Source organism: Cupriavidus basilensis (genome assembly GCF_029335485.1).
GTDB lineage: Bacteria > Pseudomonadota > Gammaproteobacteria > Burkholderiales > Burkholderiaceae > Cupriavidus > Cupriavidus basilensis_E.
Map to the genome: position 1 here is coordinate 14,126 of NZ_JARJLM010000542.1, position 22,914 is coordinate 37,039.

Annotated in this window: 19 protein-coding genes and 1 pseudogene; 6 read left to right on the forward strand and 14 right to left on the reverse strand. The window is 65.4% G+C overall.

Going from position 1 to position 22,914, the window contains the following annotated elements; all coding sequences use genetic code 11:
• Positions 1-402: 402 nt before the first annotated feature.
• The 4 genes from P3W85_RS33670 to P3W85_RS33685 all read right to left on the reverse strand — a co-directional run bounded on the left by P3W85_RS33670 (position 403) and on the right by P3W85_RS33685 (position 4,155).
• A complete protein-coding gene (locus P3W85_RS33670; protein WP_276267935.1) occupies positions 403-1,020 on the reverse strand; it encodes a nitroreductase family protein in 618 nt (205 codons plus the stop codon).
• 332 nt (positions 1,021-1,352) lie between these two features.
• Positions 1,353-2,483 (reverse strand): MFS transporter, encoded by a 1,131-nt coding sequence (locus P3W85_RS33675; protein WP_276267936.1) that lies wholly within the window; start codon positions 2,481-2,483, stop codon positions 1,353-1,355.
• A 109-nt stretch (positions 2,484-2,592) separates the two neighbouring features.
• Positions 2,593-3,456 (reverse strand): NAD(P)-dependent oxidoreductase, encoded by an 864-nt coding sequence (locus tag P3W85_RS33680; protein ID WP_276267937.1) that lies wholly within the window; start codon positions 3,454-3,456, stop codon positions 2,593-2,595.
• A 117-nt stretch (positions 3,457-3,573) separates the two neighbouring features.
• A complete protein-coding gene (locus P3W85_RS33685) occupies positions 3,574-4,155 on the reverse strand; it encodes a TetR/AcrR family transcriptional regulator (RefSeq protein ID WP_276267938.1) in 582 nt (193 codons plus the stop codon).
• Positions 4,156-4,270: 115 nt separating this feature from the next.
• Here P3W85_RS33685 and P3W85_RS33690 point away from each other — a divergent pair, with 115 nt between their 5' ends.
• Positions 4,271-5,080 (forward strand): hypothetical protein, encoded by an 810-nt coding sequence (locus P3W85_RS33690; protein ID WP_276267939.1) that lies wholly within the window; start codon positions 4,271-4,273, stop codon positions 5,078-5,080.
• A 107-nt stretch (positions 5,081-5,187) separates the two neighbouring features.
• Here the strand turns inward: P3W85_RS33690 and P3W85_RS33695 are convergent, their stop codons facing one another.
• Together P3W85_RS33695 and P3W85_RS33700 are read right to left on the reverse strand one after the other, a co-directional pair.
• Positions 5,188-6,141 carry an AraC family transcriptional regulator gene (locus tag P3W85_RS33695; RefSeq protein ID WP_276267940.1) on the reverse strand — a complete coding sequence of 318 codons (954 nt, stop codon included), beginning with the start codon at positions 6,139-6,141 and terminating at the stop codon, positions 5,188-5,190.
• Between the two features lie 126 nt (positions 6,142-6,267).
• Positions 6,268-6,657: pseudogene (locus P3W85_RS33700) on the reverse strand (transposase); the annotation flags it as partial.
• 101 nt (positions 6,658-6,758) lie between these two features.
• Between P3W85_RS33700 and P3W85_RS33705 the strand changes: the two are divergent.
• The 5 genes from P3W85_RS33705 (at position 6,759) to P3W85_RS33725 (ending at position 11,969) form a co-directional block, all read left to right on the forward strand.
• The gene (locus P3W85_RS33705) at positions 6,759-7,472 is read left to right on the forward strand and encodes a fumarylacetoacetate hydrolase family protein (protein ID WP_276267941.1); all 714 of its coding nucleotides are present in this window, start codon (positions 6,759-6,761) and stop codon (positions 7,470-7,472) included.
• A gap of 26 nt (positions 7,473-7,498) precedes the next feature.
• A complete protein-coding gene (locus tag P3W85_RS33710; RefSeq protein ID WP_276267942.1) occupies positions 7,499-8,377 on the forward strand; it encodes a polysaccharide deacetylase family protein in 879 nt (292 codons plus the stop codon).
• A 70-nt stretch (positions 8,378-8,447) separates the two neighbouring features.
• Entirely contained in the window at positions 8,448-9,698 is a 1,251-nt protein-coding gene (locus P3W85_RS33715) for an MFS transporter (RefSeq protein WP_276267943.1), read from the forward strand.
• A 2-nt stretch (positions 9,699-9,700) separates the two neighbouring features.
• Complete coding sequence (locus P3W85_RS33720; RefSeq protein ID WP_276267968.1) at positions 9,701-10,450, forward strand: sulfite exporter TauE/SafE family protein; 750 nt, start codon at positions 9,701-9,703, stop codon at positions 10,448-10,450.
• A 55-nt stretch (positions 10,451-10,505) separates the two neighbouring features.
• Entirely contained in the window at positions 10,506-11,969 is a 1,464-nt protein-coding gene (locus P3W85_RS33725) for an amidohydrolase family protein (protein ID WP_276267944.1), read from the forward strand.
• Positions 11,970-13,019: 1,050 nt separating this feature from the next.
• On the opposite strand, the gene P3W85_RS33730 is transcribed toward P3W85_RS33725, so the two are convergent.
• From P3W85_RS33730 to P3W85_RS33765, 8 genes are all read right to left on the reverse strand, one after another.
• Positions 13,020-15,356, reverse strand: coding sequence for a molybdopterin guanine dinucleotide-containing S/N-oxide reductase (locus P3W85_RS33730; protein ID WP_276267945.1), 2,337 nt, complete (start codon positions 15,354-15,356; stop codon positions 13,020-13,022).
• A gap of 83 nt (positions 15,357-15,439) precedes the next feature.
• A complete protein-coding gene (locus P3W85_RS33735) occupies positions 15,440-16,552 on the reverse strand; it encodes an NAD(P)/FAD-dependent oxidoreductase (protein ID WP_276267946.1) in 1,113 nt (370 codons plus the stop codon).
• A 7-nt stretch (positions 16,553-16,559) separates the two neighbouring features.
• The gene (locus tag P3W85_RS33740) at positions 16,560-17,564 is read right to left on the reverse strand and encodes a Bug family tripartite tricarboxylate transporter substrate binding protein (protein WP_276267947.1); all 1,005 of its coding nucleotides are present in this window, start codon (positions 17,562-17,564) and stop codon (positions 16,560-16,562) included.
• A gap of 153 nt (positions 17,565-17,717) precedes the next feature.
• The gene (locus P3W85_RS33745) at positions 17,718-18,590 is read right to left on the reverse strand and encodes a sulfurtransferase (RefSeq protein WP_430869672.1); all 873 of its coding nucleotides are present in this window, start codon (positions 18,588-18,590) and stop codon (positions 17,718-17,720) included.
• Between the two features lie 9 nt (positions 18,591-18,599).
• Positions 18,600-18,941 (reverse strand): carboxymuconolactone decarboxylase family protein, encoded by a 342-nt coding sequence (locus P3W85_RS33750; protein ID WP_035815155.1) that lies wholly within the window; start codon positions 18,939-18,941, stop codon positions 18,600-18,602.
• A 55-nt stretch (positions 18,942-18,996) separates the two neighbouring features.
• Complete coding sequence (locus P3W85_RS33755) at positions 18,997-19,989, reverse strand: Bug family tripartite tricarboxylate transporter substrate binding protein (RefSeq protein ID WP_276267949.1); 993 nt, start codon at positions 19,987-19,989, stop codon at positions 18,997-18,999.
• A gap of 45 nt (positions 19,990-20,034) precedes the next feature.
• Positions 20,035-21,399: an adenylosuccinate lyase gene (gene purB / locus P3W85_RS33760; RefSeq protein ID WP_276267950.1), complete on the reverse strand. Its 1,365-nt coding sequence runs from the start codon at positions 21,397-21,399 to the stop codon at positions 20,035-20,037.
• Between the two features lie 8 nt (positions 21,400-21,407).
• Positions 21,408-22,871: an FAD-binding oxidoreductase gene (locus tag P3W85_RS33765; RefSeq protein WP_276267951.1), complete on the reverse strand. Its 1,464-nt coding sequence runs from the start codon at positions 22,869-22,871 to the stop codon at positions 21,408-21,410.
• Positions 22,872-22,914 lie beyond the last annotated feature (43 nt).

Consider the following 22,914-nt stretch of genomic DNA (forward strand, 5'->3'; position numbering starts at 1 on the left):
TTGGGGGTTGGCCTCGGTGTTATCGCTCTATCGCCATCTACACTGGTCTCATCTGACCATGAGAGGGAATATCCCGACCGCACTGGCGCCGAGGCAGGGCTGGCTACCACCACGCTGTATCGCCAGCTCAAGCGCTTTCTCCAGGCCGGCGCGAGCGAACTGACTATCGTGAATGCGCGCGGGCCCACGCGCTGGACAGACGGTCGGTCTGTGGCCAGCAGCCCCAAATGTCTTCATCAAATCGTTTTCCGAAACGCGATCGGGCGCGTCTGGAGCGTAGTCTTTGCATGCTGCAGGCGGCTATGCCAGTCGCATGCCTTAGGATTCACAGAACAGACAGTCCGTGTGGGCGCATGTATAAGGGGTCAGTGGTTTTCGTCGACTTTGTCCATCTCCGAATCCTCAAACGATGTTGAGGACTTCGGACAATGGCTTGCGCGGCTTCTGCGGCCAGTTGCCAGCCGCCGGATAGCCGACCGTCACGATGACGACGGGAAGTTCGGTGGCATCGAGATTGAATTCCCGGCTTACTTCTGCTGCATCGAAGCCCACCATCGCGCATGAGCCTAACGCCATACCTTGCGCAGCCAACATCAATGTCATCGCCGCCAGCGAAGCCGAGCGGATGGCTTCATCGCGCTGCAAAACGGGATCGCGCTCATGTGAAGCACTGGCTTGGACCACCCATCCATCGACCATGTGTTGTGCCATGATGCCTGCATCCACGCTGGGCTGGAGCGCGGCAGCCAGTTGTGTATGTGCGGCCAGCGATCCACAAACGATGAATGCGACGGAAGCATCCACCACCTTCTGCTGCCCGTAGGCCGCCGATGTCAAGCGGATCTTGGCGTCCTCCGATCGCACTGCGATGAATCGCCAGTTCTGCATGTTGTAGGCAGAAGGTGCCTGAGTTGCCTGGGCGACCAATGACGCGATGACCTCATCGCTCAGGGGGCGGCCGAGTTGATAGTGATTGACGGACGTGCGAGATTCGATGGCACGTTGAATGGGATTGGTCATGAAAATACCTTTTGAAATAGAATGACGTCGAATGAAATAGGGCTTTCACTGTCGGGTCCGCGCAATCGTCCACTGCACGGCGAAGACACTCGCCAGCTGCCTGAAAGAAGTGCGCCCAGTACCAGCAGGCGCAGCCAATCTTGAAGGGCTGGCACCTAGCGCGTGCGCAGCAAGCTGGCGGAGCACGGATGAGCGCTGCCGTGAAGGGCTGATCCGGCGGCAACCCTTCCGAAGGCACCAGATTGGTTGATCCTCAGATCGCCGGCGAGAGAGCGATCAGCGCCACATCGCGCCACGTGTTCATTGCGGTCGTCGCCATGGAATGCACTCGATCAAGATGCCGCGACGCGACCGCCTGGCCGGAAGCCGTGCACACTGGCCGACCAGACCACCGACAGGCCCAGCAGCGCCAGTACCGCCATCGTCCACGGGAATGACGCCGGTCCCAGGCGTTCGAGCAGCACACCGCCCACGACACCACCACCGGCCACTGCGAGGTTGAAGATCGTTACCAGCATGGATTGCGCCACGTCGGCGCCATCGCCCGCTGTATCGGCCAGTGCGGTTTGCAGCAGCGTCGGTGCGCCGCCAAACGTCAGCCCCCACGTCGCAATGCCCAGCAGCACAGCCAGCGCCGAACCGCCGGAGAAAACGAGCACCAGCGCTGCCGCGGTAAACACGCCCAAGCTGAACAGAGTCAGCATGCGCAGCCAGCGATCCACCAGCAGGCCGGTGATCCATATCCCCACGATGGACGTCACACCGAACAGCAGCAGTACGGCATCCACGCGATGCCCTAGCCCCACGGACGCCAAGAAGGGCGCGATGTAGGTGTAGAGAATGTTGTGCGCCAATATCCAGGCGAACAGCGCTAGCAGTACCGGGCGGATACCGGGCATCAGGAAGATGCGCCGGATCGGCAGGCGCTGTCTCGCGGATTGGCCCGCGAAATCCGGCACCACCAGCCGCACCCAGACGAACAGCAGCAGCGAAAGCGCCGACATGATCCAGAACACGCCGCGCCAGTCGAACATAGTGCCCAGCCACGTTCCCAACGGCACGCCGATGGACAAGGCGATGGGCTGGCCGACACCGGCCACCGCCAACGCGCGCCCCTGCAGATGCGGGGGCACCATGCGCCGCGCATAGCCGGCCAGCAGCCCCCACACCACACCGGCAGCCATGCCCGCGACGAAGCGCGCGGCCAAGGTCAGCCCGTAGTGGGCAGACAAGGCCGTGATGGAGTTGAACACCATCAGGCCGCCGATGGCCAGCAGGAACAATGGCCTGCGGTTCCAGCTGCGCGTGGCGGCGATGACCGGGATCGCCGCCAGCACCGACCCAAGCGCATAGAGCGTTACCAACTGGCCTGCCAGGGCTTCGGTAACGCCCAGGCCCTGGCCGATCTGCGGCAGTAGGCCCGCCGGCATGGTCTCAGTCATGATGGCGAGGAAGCCTGCCATCGTGAACGCCAGCAGGTTCCAGACGGGTAGCCCCTCAGCGGTTGCAGCAGGTGTTGCTGTGAACGTTTCATGATTTTGGATGCGCATGCTGTTGTCGTTCCCGTGCAGGTCAGGCGAGATAGGACGCCGCCATGTCCTTGTCACCGTGCCCGGCTTCCAGCGCACGCTCGAAGCGCTGTAGACCGGCCTGCGCCGCATCGACCTGCACGCGGGCCTGGGCGGCGGCATCGACCACCAGTCGAGCGTCCTTCACCGCATTGACGATGGAGAAACTGGTGGTGTAGTTCTCGGCCAGGATGGCGGCGGCCTTGGCCTGGAAATAGCCGCTGTCCATCGGCCCGCCCGTGATCACATCCACCACCAGCGCCGGATCGACGCCCAGCCCCTTGGCAAGCGCCAGGCTCTCAGCAAGGCCGTGCGTCAGCGCAAAGGCCCAGTTGTTGAGCGCGAGCTTCAGGCGGCTGCTGGCACCCGTTTGCTCCGATACCCACAGCGTGCGCTTGCCGATGGCGTCGAAGACGGGCTGCGCGGCCGCACGCTGCTCGAGCGGACCGGACGCCAGAATGATGAGTTGCGCCAATTCGGCCGGCTGGCGGGTGCCTTGCACGGGGGCGTCATAGAACACCAGCCCATGCTGTTCGGCCAATGCCGACAGGGTTTCGATGCTCTCGATGCCAACCGTGCTCAGTTGCAGCCAGATGACTCCCTTGTTCAAGGCCGGTGCGGCGGCCTGCAGGGCTTCCTGGATGCTGGGGCCGTCCTTGAGCACGGTCATGATGATGTCGGCACCGCGTAGCGCATCGGCCGGGCTGTCGAATGCCAGGATGCCATCGGCCACCAAAGCCTTTGCCTTGGCGGCAGTGCGATTCCAGGCATGCACTCTGAACCCCTGCTTGTGCAGGTTGCGCGCAACGGGGGCGCCGATCAGGCCGGTGCCGAGGACAGCGATGGTGATGCTTTGGTTGGTGCTCATGTGAACTCCTTTTGATGGTGGATGAAGAACTTCTAATTGGAACGATCATTCCAATTTTGGCCAAACAAAAACCCGGCATCCAGGCGCGCACCGATGTGCCGGGATGCCAGGTGGGGGCTACAGCGTGTCGAGCGCCACGTCGATCACATCCAGTAGGCAATGGCGACGTTGCTGCGCGGGACTGCCTTTGCTCAATACCCGCAGCCCCTGCATGGTGTTGACGAAGAAACGGGCCAGCGCACGCGGGCTCTTCTCGGCGGCGACCTCGCCTGATTGCTGCCCCCGGACGATCAGCTTTTCCAGTGCCTTCTGCAGACGCTGGAAATTGTGTGCCACCAGTTCGGCGACTGCCTCATCATGGCCTGCCAGTTCTAGTGTCGCATTGGCAACGAGGCAGCCCCGCCGCTGCGGATCGCCCAACTCATCCTCCAAGATGCGCATCAGCAACTGCCGGACCAAATCCCTGACGGAGCCAGGACCAGCCAACAACTCCACGTTGGCCGTGGTCACGGCCTGGTAGCGGCGCAGTGCCTGCTGATAGAGCCCTTGTTTGTTCTCGAAGGTGCTGTAAATGCTGCTGCGAGACAGACCGGTGCCTTCGACAAGATCCTGCATCGAGGTTGCGGCATAACCACGCTCCCAGAACACGCGCATGGCGGCATCGGCGATTTCATCAGGTTCGAATTCTTTGGTACGCATGGCAAACCGTCATACTGGAATGATCATTCCAGATAATGTACGATGTCGGCTCTGGAGCGTCAAGAACAATTGGATCGCTCATCATCGAGTTGTGGAAGGCGTCACAGAGACAGAGATGACGATGCTGGCATCAATTTTTTCCCAAATCCCGCTTGAAGCACTGGCAGTAAGAATGGTCGCCACGGCGGTCGTGGTGATTGCTGTCTCTTGGGCGGTGGGCGTATTCGGGCCGCTTGTCGGGGGCGCCTTGGCCGGGCTGCCTGTCATTCTCGGGCCGGGCTTCTACTTCCTGGCTGCGCAAGCATCCGAGGCATTCGTCGCGCAGGCAGCGTCGTATGCGTTGCTCTCGCTGTGTGCCACGCAGTTCTTTCTGCTGGCCTACATCGTTGTAGCAGGCAGAGCGTCGCCCTGGATCGCCCTCGGCTTTGCCATGGCCACGTGGTTGTTGGCCGCATTCTCGTTTCAGCTCTTTCCGGCGCGGCCATTGATTGGCGTCATTCTGTTCATTGCTGCTACCGGCGTCTGCTTTCGCCTCGGAGCGAAGTTCGCTACGCATCAGGCACCGCTGAAGAGGAAGGCAGGAATTGCGCTGTTCGCAATGCGAGGTATGTTCGCCGGCGTGCTCGTCGCGCTCATAACGACTGCAGCCGGCTGGCTTGGGGCAGTAGGAGCTGGCCTTCTGCTTGCATTCCCCATTGGTTACGCCTTGGTGGCTTTGACTGTGCATCAGAAGTATGGCGCGGCCAGTGTCACTGCACTGTTGCACTCAGCAATACTCGGCACAGTGAGTCTCGCTGGATTCTGCTCGGCATTGGCGCTTACGGCCTCCTACTTGCCATCAAGCGTTGCCCTTGGAATAGCGATGACCACTTCAGTTCTTGTCACCTTCGGGCTAGTCTCGGGTGTCCAATTTCGGCGCCCCTGACATTTCTCCTTCGCTATGCCTGCCCTTTGATCATCACAGACGATTGAACTTCGATCTCGATGCATCGAGAAAAGGCTGCGTTGTGAAGTGCGGAGTGAAACCCTAGGCTACTCGACCCAAGTCTGCATACCCTCCTGCTGGAATCGCCGCCGATAGGCTGTAGGTGTCGACCCCACGATCTGTCGAAAACGACGTGCGAAATGCGCTGGTTCACCGAACCCTGTGCTTTCCCCGATTTCAGCAGCCGAGTCAGAAGTGAAAACCAAAAGAGTCTTTGCTTGCTCTATCCTCCGTTCAGTCACGAGTTCCAGGAAGGTCTTGCCAGTCTCGTTCTTCAGCAGGTGAGCCAAGTGCGTGGCCGACACATGGCTGGCCTGCGCCGCATCACCTAGGATCAACTCCTGCGAGAGGTTCTGGGTGATGTAGCGGATGCAGCGCAGCACGGCCGGCTTATACGACTGCAGGACCTTTCCCTGCGACTCGCAGAGGCGGAACTCGTCGCCGTAGCTGCGCCACACCATGCCGATGAGATTCAGTAGATGGCTGCGGATCAGAAGGTGGCTGGCAGTGTCTTCTCCCGACGGCTGCTGGGCCTCCTGCGCCATGCGCTCGCACAGTTCGTGCAGGTATTGGGTCTCGGTCTCGTCAAAGCGGAAGTCCAGGCAATGCTGGAAGCGGAAGGGCGCGAGTTCCGGCGCGCGCGCGAGCGGCACTTCCGACAGTTCGAAGACGTCGAGATCCAGCGACGGCAGCAGGTAGTCCTTGCTGATGTTGATCACGTGGAACACGCCGTCGGCGGTATTCGGGATGTAGTGGACCAGGAAGGGCAGAACGAAGCTCAGCGTGCCGGGGCCGATAGGGCGCTGGGCGCCGCCGATGTAATGCATGGTTTCGCCCCGGGTGTTGACGTAGATCTGGAAGTACTCGTGGCGGTGCGGCACAGGGTTCGGCAGGCAGTTGCTCTGGTTGTGGATGCCGAAGTAGGCGCGCTGCGCCCGGGCCGCCATCGTGTAGTTGATGATGGCAGCACGCGTCGCACCAGCGCGGCGCGTGAGCGGCACTGTTAGCGGATCGTCGAAAGGGGGCGCTGGTTGCATGGCGGGGTGGACACGGGGGCGTCTGGGTATTTGTGTGCAAGGCTAATAGGCTTGCCGGGCAGTCAGCCCGGCATATCGTTATATCCTATCTCAGCGATGGGGTTGTGTGAAGCGATCCTCGTAGAGGATCTCGAACTGGTTCATGGCGGCTTTCCGGTCGTGCGTGGCGCTGCCCCACTTGCAGGTGATGTTGCGCAAGACTAGCCACAGGAGCTTAGTGGCCCCTTCATTGCTCGGGGGGTGTCTGCGGGTCTTGATGATCTTGCGCAGTTGCGCGTTGATGCTCTCGATGGCATTCGTGATGTAGATGATCTTGCGGATGGCCGGTGGGAACGCAAAGAATGGAATCACGCGGTCCCAGTCGCGATGCCAGGAGGTTGTAATCGGTAGGTAGCGTTTGCTCCAGTCGTTTTGCTCGAAGGCCAACAGCGCCGCCTGGGCGGCCTCAACCGTTGCAACCGCGTAGACAGGCAAGATCGCAAGGATTGCACATCTTTGCGCAAGCCTGTGCGTTGAGGCCGGGCGGGCCCGTTTGTAGACTCTAACCACTCCTTTTCAAACCTTTCGGAGAGACAAATCCCATGCCACGCAACAGTACGGCCAGCACGGCCTTGGCGGCAGAAGCCCTGCAGGTCACCCCTGTCTTCATCGACATCGTCGGCAGCGGCCGACAGTTTCCGGTGCGGCGCGTCTATTGTGTGGGGCGTAACTACCTCGCCCACATCCGCGAGATGAAGGAGGGCGATGAGCGCGATCCGCCGTTCTTCTTCCAGAAGCCGACCGACGCCGTGATGACCGACAGCCGCGTGCCCTATCCGACGCTGACGGACGACTTCCAGTTCGAGTTCGAACTCGTCGTGGCCATCGGCAGCGAGGCGTCGGCCGTGTCACCGGACACGGCACTGGACCATGTCTTCGGCTACGCCGCCGGGCTCGACATGACGCGCCGCGACCGCCAGCGCGAGTGCAACAAGCGTGGCCTGCCGTGGGAGCAGGGCAAGTCCTTCGATCACTCGGCACCCTGCGGCCCGATCCATCCCGTGGCGAAGGTCGGGCACATCCGGTCGGGGGCGCTCAATCTCTCAGTGAACGGCGCTGTGCGGCAGGACTCGGTACTCGAAAAGATGATCTGGAATGTCCACGAGATCGTCAGCGAGTTGTCGAAGCAGTACCGTCTGCTGCCCGGTGACCTGATTTTCACCGGCACGCCCGAAGGGGTCGGCCCGGTGCAACGCGGCGACAGGCTCGTCGGGCGCATCGAAGGACTCGCCCCCCTGCAGGTCGAGATCGTCTGAGCCCCGCAAAGCACACAGGAGACACCATGAAACCACTCGAACGCATCTCGTACTCGGCCATCGCGGACCGTCCCGCACTCAAGCTGCCTGCCGGAAAACGCCTGGGCGTCTGGGTCATCGTCAATGTCGAGGAATGGGACATCAACGAGACTATGCCCCGCACCGTGCTCACGCCACCGGCGGGAGGTTCGCCGATGCCAGACATCCCGAACTGGGCCTGGCACGAGTACGGCAACCGGGTCGGCTTCTGGCGCATGCTGGAGGTGATCGACGCGCTCGGCATCGGCGCGACGCTCGCCATCAACGGCTCGGCCATCGCGGCCTACGAGCCTATCGCCAAGGCGGCGAAGGCGCGCCAGTGGGAGTTTATCGGCCACGGCTTTGGCCAACGCAACATGCAGAAGGTTTCAGACGAGGCCGAGGACATCGCCAAGACCACCGAGGCGATCCGCGCCTACACCGGCAAGCGACCGCGCGGCTGGCTGGGCCCGGGCCTCACCGAGACTTGGCACACACCCGACATCCTGGCGGAGCAGGGCTACGAGTACGTCTGCGACTGGGTGCTCGACGACCAGCCGGTTCGGCTGAAGACGCGCGACGGCGGGTCGATCGTGAACGTGCCCTACACCCAGGAATGCAACGACGTGGCGATGATGCTGATCCAGCACCACAAGGCCAGCGAGTATCGCGACCGCGCCATCGACCAGTTCGAACAGCTCTATGCCGACGCGAAGGATTCGGCCAGAGTCATGGCGCTGGTGGTGCACCCGTACATCATGGGCGCGCCGCACCGCCTGCGTTACTTCCGCGAGGCGCTGGCGCACATCCACGCACGCGACGACGTCGCCTTCTTCACTGGCGAGCAGATCCTCGACTGGTACGGCGCGGCAGGTACTGCCGCATGACGTCCCCCGGGCGCAACGCCGGGGAAAGAACTTCAGAACAATTTCTCGCTCGACGAGAAGGAGACACATCGTGCATTCCTCAACCTCGGCTATTCCCCTGGCCGGCGATGCGCGCTGCGAGGCGCCCATTACCGCGCTGGAGATTGGGATGTTCCTGGTGCTGCTCGGATCCTATGCGCTCAACGCGATGGACCGGCAGATCTTTCCGCTGATCGCCGCGGACGTGCGCAAGGAGTTTGGCTTCGGCCTGGCCGAAACCGGCTTGCTGTCGACCATATTCACGCTTGGCATGGCGGTGGCTGGTGTGCCCACCGGCTACCTGCTGGCGCGGCTGTCACGCAAGACGGTGCTGCAGATCGGCATCGCGATCTTCTCGCTGGGAACCTTGCTCACGGCCTACTCGCACAGCTTCGCCGACATGATCGCCTACCGCGCCGCCACGGGCATCGGCGAGGCGATGCAGCTCACGGTGGTGATCGCGGTCGCGGCGAGCTACTTCGCACGCTACCGCTCGACCGCGGTGGGGGCCATCAACTTCTCCTTCGGTATCGGCTCGATCGTGGGGCCGCTGCTCGGTGGGCACCTGATCGGCGCGCAGCGCGACTGGCGCATGCCCCTGGTGGTGTTCGGGGTGGCTGGCTTCGCGGCCATGGCGCTGATCGCCATCACCTTGAGCAAGCGAATGACCGAGAATGCGTCGGCTGCGGATGCGCGCAACGACCAGCGCGGCGCGACCACCATGTGGAACCGCAATACCGTGCTGCTGACCGCGATGAGCGTGATCGGCGGGCTTTGCATCTATGGCTACCTCGGCATGTACCCAACCTTCCTGCGTGAGCACTTGCACTACACGCCCTCGGACGCGGGCCGCGTCATGAGCATCTTCGGCTTCGGCGTGTTCGCCTCCATCTTCGGCGGCTGGCTGGGCGACCGCTTCCATCCCAAGCTGGTGCTTTCGCTGAGCTTCGCGGGTACCGGGCTGCTGGGCTTCCTGCTGTTCTCGGGGCCCACCGGAATTCTGGTGCAGTCCGCCCTGTCCTTCGCGTGGGGCCTGGTGGTGAGTGGCGTGTTGTACGTGAACCTGGCCGGCTATCACATCAAGGCGGTGCGCGCCTCGCTCACGAACCGCGCCACAGGCGTGTTCGTCACCACGCTGTACGGCGCGGGCGCCTTCGCGGGCTACATCATCGGTGGCATCGCCGCGCGCTTTGGCTGGAACATCGCCGGATTGGCGCAGATCACGCTGCTTGCGACCATCGGCGTGGTGCTCACGATGCTGCTGCGCATCGAACGCATGTCGCTACCGGTGCGCAAGCCGTGACGCTGCTCGACTGGGCGTTGCTCGGCGGCGCCGCGGCATTGGCTGGCGCGCTCAATTCCGTGGCGGGCGGCGGCAGCTTCTTGACCCTGCCGGCGCTGGCGCTGATGGGCGTGCCGCTGGTATCGGCCAACGCCACTGGGACCGCTGCGCTGCTGCCGGGTTACCTGGCCGGCACCTGGGCACTGCGCCGAGAACTGTCGGAGCCGATGTCGCCGTCGCTCGTCCGGCTGGGCGTGCTCTCGGTGCTAGGCGGTGCGGCCGGCGCAGCGTTGCTGCTATCGACCTCCAACCAGGTCTTCGGCCGCATCGTGCCGTGGCTGCTGCTGGCCGCGACGCAACTCTTCGTGATCGGACCGAAGCTGGTACGCCGCCGGGCCGACACGGCGAAACAGCGGCGCCTGTGGATCGCGGACCTGGGCATCGTCGCGGTGGCGATCTACGGCGGCTACTTCAACGGCGGCCTCGGCATCCTGCTGCTGGCGGTCCTCGGCACGCTGGGGCAAACGGACATGGGCCGCATGAACGGCATCAAGAACTTCGTCTCCGCGATCCTGACGCTGATCGCCGTCGCCATTTACGCGGCCAGCGGCGCGATCGTCTGGACGCATGCGCTGTGGATGGCGGTCGGCGCCACGCTCGGCGGCTATGTCGGCGGCACCGCAGCGCGGCGGTTGAAGCCGGGCATGGTGCGCGGCTTCGTCGTGCTGACGGGGCTCGCGATGACCGGCGCCTTCTTTCTCAACGCGCGCTGACCGGGCATTCCTTCGTTCCTTTCCTTCCTTCAACCTCCTGCACATGGGCCAAGACATGAAAACAACCAAGAGAGACTTCATCCGGTTCCTCGGAGCCATGATGGTCGCCGCCACCGGTGCGCCGGCGCTCGTCGGCTCGGCTTCCGTGTCGGCCGGCTCGGCACATCCGGTCGGATCGCCCGGTGCACGCCGGCGCACCTACCTGATCCGCAACGGCGCTGTCATCACGGTCGACCGCGCCACGGGCGTGCTACCGCGCGCGGACGTGCTGGTGCGCAACGGCGTGATCGAGAAGATCGGCCGTGGGTTGAGCACCTCCGGCGCCGAGGTCATCGATGCCACGGATCGCATCGTCATGCCAGGCTTCGTTAATTCCCACTATCACATGTGGAGCGCGCTCGGCCGCAGCTTCACCGCCCTTGATGGCGGCTTCTCCTACTACCCCGCCAAGATCGCGACCTCGGGCCTGTACACGCCCGAGGACTTCTACAACAGCGTGCTGCTGGGCTGCGCCGAACTGGCGAACGGCGGGACTACCACCGTGCACAACTGGTCGCACAACACGCGCTCGCCTGCACACGCCGACGCCGAACTGCGCGCGCACCAACATTCGCTGCTGCGGGCGCGCTACTCCTACGGCCACGTCGACAAGCTGTCTGTCGACGAGGTCAACCGCTACGAAGACCTGGCGCGCGTGCGGCGCGAATGGTTCGGCGAGCGCTCGCCCTTCGACGGGCTGGTGCACCTGGGGCTGAACCTGCGGGGTCCGCAGCAGAGCACCGACGTGGTCTTCCACGAGGAGATGAAGTTCGCCAAGGCAATCGGGCTGCCTGTTGCGATCCATGCGCCGCAGGAGGCGCCAAACAACGTCGATGCCGTCGACTACGAGCGGCGCGGCTATCTGGGACCGGATTTCATGATCGCCCACTACGTGCCCGCCAGCGCGGCCGACCTGGGAGCGATGGCACGCACGAAGACGCCACTGTCCTTTGCCACGCACTCCGAGCTACGCCTCAGCAGCACCGGCGATGCGCGTGCCGCCCTCTTCGCGATGCGCAGTGCAGGCCTGACCATCTCGCTGTCGAGCGATGCGACCTCCATCGCACCGCCGGACATGTTCGAAGCGATGCGCTTCACCTGGAATCTCGGCGTGCCCTGGGCCGGAACGCCGAGCGAGCGATCGAAGGCAGTCAGCGTGCCGGAGGTGATCGAGATGGCAACGATCAACGGCGCCGTCGCCATGGGGCTCGGCGACGTCACCGGCTCGATCACTGAAGGCAAGCGCGCCGACATCATCCTGGTGCGCACCCAGGACCTGAACATGGGACCGATCGGCAACATCGAGACGGCGATCGTGCAGAGCGGCAGTGCCGCCAACGTCGACACCGTGATGGTCGACGGGCGCATCGTGAAGCGCAACGGGAGGCTGGAGGCCTACGACACGCGCGACATCATGCGCCGCGCCCGGCAATCGGCTGACCGGATCCGCATCGCGGCAGGTGAGACCTTGAAGTTCTGAGTCTCCCAATTCCATGGATGCGCCCGGCGTTCGCGAAGGAACGGTTCTGCACTATAAAGGGAACGGCAGCGCCGCAATGACCGGCCCGTCATCGGTGTGAGCCCGCTTCTGAGCCTGGTCCGGGAATCGTCGGTGACCGTGGTGGGCGGCGTGAGCCGCATCCTGTTTGAGATATCGAGTCGAATTCGACGCTTCCCATGGCGCTTCCGTTCACTAACGATGGTGGAGCAAGCTATGGCCATGCGCAAGCGAGACGACGAGGTATTCCCACACGCGGCGGGGATCGCATGGCACGAGCGCCGATTTCTGTTCGCTGGGCTGGTCACAGTCACAGCTTTGGCGGCGGGAGCCACGGCCGGCCGGGCGGCCTTGGCGCAGGGCCCAGTGAGCTGTGTCGGCGCTTGAGGCGAGTGAGCGTCCAGTGCTCATGGACCGCGTCTCCCAGGGCCTCGGTCAATAGGTCAGCGCCACCACCACGGTGGGCGGCAGCTGGCTGCTGCCTCAGGTTCTGGCGCTCCGGAGTGATGGCCTGGTGGTGGCGATGACCGGCGATGAAGTAAACGCTGCCCCAGCCTTGAAGGGCGCCGATGTCTGTTCATGAGGCCCACCAACGGCGGTGAAGCGTTGGTGGTGATCGCTGCCATCCGTTTCGCGTTGACGTTCCCGCTCAAAGGCCTTCGAGCCGGCTGAGCGCTGCATCATGAACCGCCGTCCCCGGTTGCAAGAGGCGGCCTTACTGTCGGATATGTTTGTCTGGCACGTGATGAGCGTGTCGGTTCTCATGATGACGGGCGCACTGGGCTTCCCCTGTCATCGAGTGCGGGGCCTTCGAATCCACACTGACCCAACGCATCGGGAATCACGACGTAGTTTCCGGAAACCCGCGCGCTTTGCCGCTAGGTCTGTATTTTGATGTTCCTTCGCTTCCGCAAACTTGTTCACCTAACCCATGGCGATTGAATGCACGCGAGCTATCACTTGGACCGCACCTGAGCCTGCCCGCGCGGCCTTACCCGGGTCCATCTGCAGGTCGCTGTAGCCCCCATCACCTCAGCTAACCTCTGGCGGCTCAAAGGCGCGCATCGGCGGTGGCGTTTCATTCAAGCGCTCCACCTGGATAGCAGTGAGCTGTCCGGTACAGCCTTGCGCCAGGGGCGACGTGCCTTTGTCGCGTGTCAGCACATTAGGGTTGCCATGCGTGCATATTTGGCGTCCGCTCGCATCGATTGCCGGATCATACCAGGCGCCAGTCGGTAACTGGACCACGCCCGGCATCACGGAATCGGAGAGCGCGGCACTTGCCAGACATGCGCCGCGACCGTTATATAGCCGCACGAAATCGCCGTCGGCGATGCCGCGCGCGGCGGCATCGGCTGAGTTTATGGTGCAAACCTCACGTCCGTCGCGTTTCTGGCTGGCGCTGTATGCGCCGAAGTCCAGTTGGCTGTGCAGCCGCGTGGCGGGCTGATTGGAGATCAATGTGAGGGGATGCGACGTGGTGGGACCATCCTCTGGGGGCAGCCATGCCGGATGGCCGGGGCAGTCGGCATAGCCGAAGCCGGCGATAGTAGGGGAGGATATCTGCACCTTGCCACTCGGAGTAGGTAGGGGATGGCGAGACGGATCCTCGCGGAAGGCGCGCAGGATGCCGCCATCGTCCGCCTGCTGCGGCAGCAACATCTCGCCGCGCTCCCAGAACGTATCGAAATCCGGCGCTTCCAGTTCCTGTGCGGCCAGCGCGGTACGGGTGCGCTCGTAAAGGTGGCGTAGCCACTGCCCACTGGTGCGGCCTTCGGTGAACGCCTCGCGTGTGCCCAGGCGTTCGGCAAGATCGGCGAAGATGTCGTAGTCATCGCGCGCGAGTCCATGCGGCTCGGCGATGCGGTGCATGGCAACCATTAGCGGATCGGTCGGCGCCGCACCGATATCCTCTCGCTCCAGTGTCAGCGTACAGGGCAGCACGATATCGGCATGCCGCGCTGTCGCGGTCCAGGCGATCTCATGGACGACGAAGGTATCGAGCCGGCGGAAAGCTTCGCGCAGCCGGTTCAGGTCCTGGTGATGGTGGAAAGGATTGCCGCCGGCCCAATAGGCCATCCGGATGTGCGGGTAGATGCGGCGCTGCCCGTTGTAGTCGAACGCCTCGCCAGGGTGCAGCAGCATGTCTGCGATGCGCGCGACCGGGATAAAGTCCTTCACGCCGTTGGTGCCTTGCGGCAGTGCGGCTACTGGCACGGCATTGGTCCGCTTGCCGTAGTGCGCCAGCGTACCCAGCGCGTAGTTGTAGCCACCGCCAGGCAGGCCAAGCTGGCCGAGTGCCGCGGCCAGTACGGCGGCCATCCATACCGGTTGCTCGCCGTGCTCGGCGCGTTGCAGCGAGTGCGCCACCACCACCAGCACGCGCTTGCCGGGCAAAGCCGCCGCCAGTTCGGCGATGGCGCGCCCGGGTAGGCCGCAAATGCTGGCGGCCCAGGCGGCGGTTTTCGGCGTGCCGTCGGCGCGGCCCATCAGGTAGTCCTCGAATTCCGGCCAGCCTTCGCAATAGCGGGCGAGGAAGTCGCGGTCGTGCAGGCCGCTGCTCACCAGTTCGTGCAGCAGGCCCAGCATCAGTGCCGTATCGGTGCCGGGCTTGGCCGCGAGCCAATCGGCCTTGGCTTCGGGCGGAAAATCGGTGCGCAGCGGGCTGACCGAGACGAAGCGGCAGCCGCGCGCCGTGGCCGCGCGCATCGAGTCCCGCTCGATATGCCGGCTGATGCCGCCGCTCGCCACGCGCGAATTCTTCAGCGCCATGCCGCCGAAGGCCAGCACCACGTCGGTATGCTCGACGATCTGTTCCCAGGTCACGTTGCGCCGGGCCACGTCGTCCATGCTACCGAGGATATGCGGCAGAATCACCGCGGAGGCGCCAGCGCTGTAGCTGTTCACCGAGCGCACGTAGCCGCCCAGCGAGGTATTGAGGAAGCGGTGCACCTGGCTCTGCGCATGATGAAAGCGGCCGGCGCTGGACCAGCCGTAGGAGCCGCCGAACACCGCCTGGGCGCCATGGCGCTGCTTGACGCGCTGCAGTTCGGCGGCGAGCCGGTCCAGCACTTCGTCCCACTGCATCGGCACGAAGGTGTCCAGGCCGCGCAGGGGATCGGGCCCGGGGCCGCGCTCCAGCCAGCCTCGCCTTACCATCGGCGTGGTCACCCGCGCCGGATGGCGCAACGCATTGGTGAAGTTGCCGATCAGCGGATTGGGATCGGGGTCGTCCGGATGCGGCCGTACCACCAGGGCGCCATCCTGCCAGCCCGCGGAGAAGACGCCCCAATGCGCGCTGTGCGGGCGCATGGCGGGGCGGGCTTCGGATCCGGACGCGATGCTGGAAGCGGAAAGAGATGCGGACATAGGTTTTAGGCTCATGCGGTGGCGGAATAGCAGCGGAATAACAGCGGATGACAGGGGATAAGAAGATTCAGCGTACGGCTTACTCAGGCAACCAGCGAAGCCACATACTCGCCGATCGCGAGCGACGAGGTCAGCCCCGGCGACTCGATGCCGAACAAGTTGACGAGGCCGCGTACGCCGTGGACGGCCTCGCCCTGGAAGACGAAGTCCGCAGCCGCGGTGGTCAGCGGCGCATCGGGGCCGGCGATGCGCGGTCGGATGCCGGTATAGCCGGGCACCAGCGCGCCATCGGGGAGCGACGGCCAATAGCGTCGGATACCGCGATAGAAGGCCTTCGCACGGCGTTCGTCGAATCGATAGTCCTTGCTGTCGATCCACGCATGGTCGGGGCCGAAGCGGCAGGCGCCGGCGAGATCCAGCGTGGCATGCACTCGTGCCGACGCGTCGCGCGAGACCGGATAGACCAGATGGCGGAAAGGCGAGGCACCACTAAGCGTGAAGTAGTGGCCGATCGCGTAGTGCAGCGGCGGCACCAGGGCGCCCGGCATGCCTTCGAGCCGGTGCGCGAATTGCTGCGCGCCGAGTCCCGCGGCATTGACCACGGTGCCGCACAGCAACTCGGCAGGGCTGTCGCCGCCGACGCGCAGCACGATGCCATCCCCGGTGGCGATGCCGCCATCGACCGGCGAGCGCAGCGCCAGCACGGCACCGTGGGCCTCGGCATCGCCGAGGTAGGACAGCATCAGCGCATGGCTGTCGACGATCCCGGTGGAGGGCGACCACAGCCCGGCAATGGCGCGCACCGCAGGCTCGCGCTGCCTGACCCCATCCGCGCTGAGCCGCTGCAGGTCGGTCACACCGGCTGCCGCGCCGAGCTTCTCGTACTTCTCCAGCCCCGGCAGTTCCTCCTCGTCCACAGCGACGATCAGCTTGCCGATGCGGCGATGGCCGATGCCGCGCGCTTCGGCATAGCGGTATAGCAGCGCGCGCCCGCGCACGCAGAGCCGGGCCTTGTGCGAGCCGGCCGGATAGCCCAGGCCGGCGTGGATGACTTCGGAATTGCGCGAGCTGGTCTCGGTGCCGATCGCGCCCTGGCTTTCCACGATCACCACTTCGCGGCCTGCGATCGCCAGCGCCCGCGCCACCGCCAGGCCCACCACCCCCGCGCCGACGACTGCGCAATCGACCCGGTCCATGGGCGTCCTACTCCGCCGTCAGGTGGCCACGTTCGACCGCGCGGCGGTACCTGGCGATGTCGCCCACGACGAACTTGCGGAACGCGTCGCCGCTGAGCGTGGACTCCTGTGCGCCGTCGGCGCGGTAGACGCGCAGCAGGTCCGGCTGCTGGAGCGCGGTCTTGACATGGCGCGCCAGCGTGTCGACCACCTCCTTGGGCGTGCCCGCGGGCGCGGCCAGGCCGTACCACTGCGTCATCGTCACGTCGATGCCGGACTCCTTGAGCGTCGGCACATCCGGCATCGCGGGAATGCGCTTGGCCGCGCTGATCGCCAGCAGGCGCAGCTTGCCGGCGGAGACCTGGCCCATCAGCGGGGTATAGGGTGCGAACAGGCTGTCGACCTGACCACCGATCAGGTCGGTCACAGCCGGCCCCGAGCCTTTGTACGGGATATGCAGGATGTCGAGATTGGCCTGCTGCTTGACCATTTCCATGGTGATCTGCGCCGCGCCGCCGGTACCGGTGGAGGCATAGGTGGTCTTGCCCTTGCGCGCCTGCGCCACATAGTCCTGGATCGTCTTGAACCTGGAATTGGCGCTCACCAGCAGGCCGAACGGCGTTTCCACCAGTTGGCTGATCAGCACGAAATCCTCTGGCACACGGTAAGGCAGGTTGGCGCGGATGGCCGGCGCGCTGCCCAGGTTGCCGCTCATCGCCAGCAGCAGCGTGTAGCCGTCGGGCTTGGCACGCGCCACGCTTTCGGCGGCGATATTGCCGCCGGCGCCGGGCTTGTTGTCCACCACTACCGTCTGGCCGATCTGGCGGGACAGTTCGTTGGCCAGCGTGCGGCCGTACAGGTCGCCACCGCCGCCGGGCGGAAAGCCGATCACCAGGCGGATCGGCTGGTCGGGATACGCGGCCAGTGCGCTGCCGGCGCCAAGGGTGCCCAGCACGGCGGCCACGGCGCAGCACGCTGCCAAGCTCGCGGCATGACGGCTGACGCGGCGAAACAGGGAATCAGGGCAATGCATCTCGGGTTGTCTCCTCACGATGTCTGTCTTGTCTGGCGACATCCGGCCGGTGCGATCTATCGTCGGTAAGCGGGTCCGGATGCGGAATTCAGCGGCGCGCGGCCGGCTCGGCTATCGGCAGAGTCATGCCTGCCGCGCACAGGGCCGTTCGCCTCAGGTGGCCGCGCCTGTGGCGATACGCGCGCCGGGCTGGGCGCACCATTCACTCCACGAGCCGGGGTACAGCACGGCGCCGGGCAAGCCTGCGATCTCCAGCGCCAGCAGGTTGTGGCAAGCGGTCACGCCCGAACCGCACTGGCTGACGAGTTCGGCGGGCTGGCGTCCGTCCACCAGCGCCAGGAATTCCTCGCGCAGCCGGGCGGCGGGCTTGAAGTTGCCGCTGGCGTCGAGGTTGTCGCGGAACAGGCGGTTGCGCGCGCCGGGAATATGGCCGCCGACGGGATCCATGGTCTCGTTCTCGCCGCGGAAGCGGTCCGGCGCGCGCGCGTCGAGCACCAGCCGTTCGCCGCTGTCCAGGTTGGCGCACAGCGTCCCGTAGGAGACCGTGCCGGCCAGTGGCGCACGCAGGCTCAGGGTGCCGGCCACTGGCGGCGGCGGCGCTTCGCCGGCGAGGGGCAGGCCCGCCGCATTCCAGGCGGCCAGGCCGCCATCCAGGACGGCCACGGTGCCGTGGCCGATCCAGCGCAACATCCACCACAGGCGCGCAGCGTACATGCCGCCGGCGTTGTCGTAGGCCACCACCTGGGTATGGTCGCCGGCGCCGAGGGCTGCCAGCGCGCGCACGAAGGCTTCTGGCGCGGGAAGCGGATGGCGGCCGTTGCGGCCGTTCTTTGGCGCACTCAGCGTGTCTTCCAGGTGCACGTAGCGGGCCCCTGGAATATGACCGGCGTCGTAGGCGCGCCGGCCAGCCTGCGCATCGGTCAACTCGAAGCTGCAGTCGAGCACCAGCAGGGAGCCCGGCTGCGCGCCGTCGAGCTCGCGCGCCAGTGCATTGGCGGAAATCAGGGTCTGGTAGGTCATGGGCATGTGCTCTGCTTATTCCTTGAAAGTATCCAGCGCGTCCATCGCGCGCAGGGAGTAGACGTAGGCGGCGCCCGCGTTCAGCGCGATGGCGGTGCCCAGCGCCTCGGCCAATTCCGCCTCTGTGACGCCGGCCTTGCGCGCCGCCGCCGCGTGAGCGGCTATGCAGCCGTCGCAGCGGGTGGTGACGGCGACCGCCAGCGCGATCAGTTCGCGGGTCTTGGCGTCCAGCGTGCCGGTAGCGCCCTGCGCTTCGTTCAGTGCGCGGAAGGCGGTCAGCATCTGCGGGTTGTGCGCCGCCAGCTGGCCGGCGGCCTTGCGGTTGTTGGAGAGCGTTTCAGTCCAGTTCTGCAGCATGGTGGCATCCTTTATCGACATCCATTTTCGAGACAGGCAGGGGATCTGCGATCCGTTATTGCGCGATCTGCGTGAGCAGTTCAGGCGTGGCGGCGCTCTTGTAGCGCGCGATGTCTTCGACGATGTAGCGGCGGAAAGCATCCAGCGGCAGCTTGCGTTCCATGGCCGCGTCCTTGCGGATGGCCTGCTGCACGTCCGGCTGCTCCAGCGCTCGGGAAAGATGCTCGGACAGCGTCTTCACCACGGCCTGCGGCGTGCCCGCCGGCGCGGCCAGGCCGTACCACTGCGTCACCACCACGTCGACGCCGAGCTCCTTGAAGGTGGGCACCTCGGGCAGCGCGGGGCTGCGCTGCGCGCCGGTCAGCGCGAGCACGCGCAACTGGCCCTGCCTGACCTGTCCCATCAGCGGCGACGCCGTGGCGAAGAACATGTCTACCTGGCCGCCGATCAGGTCCGTGATGGCGGGGCCGGAGCCCTTGTAGGGCACGTGCAGCATGTCGACGCCGGCGCGCTGCTTGACCATCTCCATGCCGATATGCGCGGCGGCGCCGGTGCCGGTGGAGGCAAAGCTGAGCGTGCGCTTCCTCGCGGTGGCCAGCACCGTCCTGGCATCGGGGAACTTCGAATTGCCGGCCACGAACAGGCCGTGCGGCGCCTCGAGGATCAGCCCGATCGGCGTGAAGTCGTCGGGCACCTTGTACGGCAGCGTGGACGGCTTCAGCGCGGGGGATACGGCCAGGTTGCCGCTCATCGCCAGCAGGATGGTGTAGCCGTCCGGCCTGGACTTGGCGACCACGTCGGCGGCGATGTTGCCGCCCGCGCCGGCCCGGTTCTCCACCACCACGGTCTGCCCCAGCGACTTGCTCATGGCGTTGGCGATCAGGCGGCCGTAGAGATCGCCGCCACCGCCCGGCGGAAAGCCGACCACCAGCTTGATGGGCTGGTCGGGATACACGGCCTGCGCGGTTTGCGCGAAGCCCGCTGCGCCGAGCAGCAGGGCCAGCGCCGCGCGGCACAGCCCGCGCGCGCCAGGAAAAGAACTTGCCATGGTGTCTGTCGCCTCCGCCTGTTATGGGATGCGTGCCGTGCCGGCTCAGTGGCCGAGCCAGCCGCTTTGCTGCTGCGCGATCACGCGGTCAACCGAGGCAGCGCACTGCCCCAGGTAGCCGGCGGGGTCGGTCAGGCGTACGATTTCCGCTTCGCCGAGCACTTCGGCCAGGTGCTTGTGGCCGCGCATGGCCTCGGCAAAGTCGAGCTTGTGGCTGATGCCATGCATCGACGCTTCGTAGATCCACTCGTGCGCGGTCTGCTTGCCCACGCGGGCGCCAAGCTCGATCATGACGTGCTCGGACAGCAGGTAGCCGCGCATGCGGTCGAGGTTGGTGGCCATGCTGGGGGCATCCACGCGCAGGCCGGCCAGCAGGTTCCTGGCCTGGAACAGCATGGCGCCGGCGATCATGCAGCACTCCGGCAGCGCCTTCCACTCCATCTTCCAGGCGATGCCGTCGCGCTCGCCTTCCTGCACCATGCCTTCGAGCATCATGGCGGCGCTGTAGCGCAGCGGCCGCGACAGGCCCGCCAGGTTCTCGGCCGAGGTGGGGTTGCGCTTGTGCGGCATGGTGGAGGAACCCAGCTTGCCATCGGAGAAGGCCTCTTCCACTTCGGAGAATTCGTTGCGCTGCATATTGAACAGCTCGTTGCCGATCTTCGACAGCGTGGAGCCGATCATGGCCAGCAGCAGCGCGTATTCGGTGAAACGGTCGCGCGCCGGGGCCCAGCTGATCGCCGGCGTGCCGAGGCCGAGCTTGGCTAGCGTGCGGCGTTCGACTTCTGCCGCCTGCTCGCCGAGCGACGCCTGGCTGCCAACCGCGCCAGCCACCATGCCGACCAGCACGCGCGCTTCGCATTCCTTCAGGCGCTGGTGGTGGCGCCCGAGTTCGTCGAGCCAGATCGCGCACTTGTGGCCAAAGGTGATCGGCAGCGCCTGCACGCCATGGGTGCGGCCTGCCATGGGCGTGTCGCGGTGGGCGCCGGCCAGACGCGACAGTTCGGTGCCGACTGCCTTCATGTCGCGCATCACCACCGCATGGAACTCCTTGAGCTGCAGCGCCACGCCCGTGTCGACCACGTCCTGCGTGGTGGCGCCGAAGTGCACCCACTCGCCATTCTCGCGCGAGCAGCGCGCCTGCAGCTGCTTGAGCGCAGGCACCAGCGAATGCTTGATGCGGCGGATCTCAGCGGACATCTGCGCCAGGTCGATATTCTCGATCTTTGCCTGCGCGGCGATATCCCTGGCCGCCGTCTCCGGGATGATGCCAAGCTCCGCCTGCGCGGCGGCCAGCGCGGCCTCGAAGTCCAGCCACTTCTGCACGCGGTTGTCCTCGGAGAAGATGGCGCGCAGTTCCTCGGTGCCCCACAGATGCTGGAGCGATTGCATATCGAATACGGAAACGGGCATGGGGAGTCCTAGCGGTGAGAGGAAGACGTGGCCAGGGACACGCGCTCGCGCGGCAGCACGCGCCCGGGGTTGAAGGTGTTCAGGGGATCCAGCGCGGTCTTGACGCGCGCCATCAGGTCGAGCGCCACCGGCGACTTGTACCGCAGCAGCGCGGCTTGCTTGAGGCGGCCGATGCCGTGCTCGGCGGAAATCGAGCCATGCAAGCGCGCAACCACGGCGTGGACCAACTCGTGCACCTCGTCCTCGCGCGCACGGAAGGCATCGTCGGCCATGCCGGCGGGCTTGCTCTGGTTGTAGTGCAGGTTGCCGTCGCCCACATGGCCGAAGCACACCGGGCGGATGCCGGGCATCGCCTGCTCCAGCGCGGCGCCGGCTTCGGCAATAAAGACGGGAATCAGCGAGGTTGCCACGCAGATGTCGTGCTTGATCGACGGACCGCACAGGCGTTGGGCTTCGGGCACGTGGTCGCGCAGCGCCCACAGTTCGTGGGCCTGCCGCTCGGACGCGGCGATCACGGCGTCGGCAACCAGGCCGTCTTCCATGGCCTCGCCCAGTACGTCTTCCACCGCCGGGCGCGGATCGAGCCGCGGCGAGGTCTCGGACACATCGAACAGCACCGCCCAGGCACAGTTGTCCGGCAGCGGGTCGCGCATGCCCGCCAGCGGGTGCGCGAGCACCTGGGACAGCGCCTCGCGGCCGATCAGCTCGAAGGCGGTGACCCGCTCGCCCACGGCGCCGGTCAGGCGGCTCAGCATCTCCACTGCGGCTTGCGGATCGCGCACCGCCATCCAGGCGGTGATGACAGTACGGGGCGGCGGGAACAGCTTGAAGGTGACGGCCGTCACCACGCCCAGCGTGCCCTCGCTGCCGATGAAGAGCTGCTTGAGGTCGTAGCCGGTATTGTCCTTGCGCAGGCCCGCCAAGCTGTCGAGCACCTGGCCGTCTGCCAGCACCACTTCAACGCCAAGGGTCAGTTCGCGCGTATTGCCATAGCGCAGCACCTGCTCGCCGCCGGCATTGGTCGACAAAACGCCGCCCACGGTGGCGCTGCCTTCCGAGGCCAGCGACAACGGGAACAGCCGGCCCTGCGCGGCGGCGGCTTCCTGCGCCGCCAGCACGGTGCAGCCAGCTTCCAGCGTCATGGTGTTGTTGAGCGGATCGACGCCGCGCACTGCGGTCATGCGGCCAAGGCTCAAGACCACTTCCGTGCGCGAAGCATCGGGCGTGGAACCGCCGACCAGCCCGGTATTGCCGCCCTGCGGCACCAGCGGCACGCCGTGCAAGCCGCACGCCGCCACCACACGGACGACCTCGCTGGTGCTAGCTGGCCGTACCACGGCGCGCGCGGCACCCGGATAGTTGCGGCGCCAGTCTGAGACATAGCGCGCCATATCTACATCCCGCGTGAGGACGTTGGCTGTGCCGACGATGCCGGACAGCAAAGCGAGAAAGGAATCACTCCCGGATTGCATGGACTGGAAGCCTCAGGTAAATGTCGCTGCGCCTGCCAGGGGA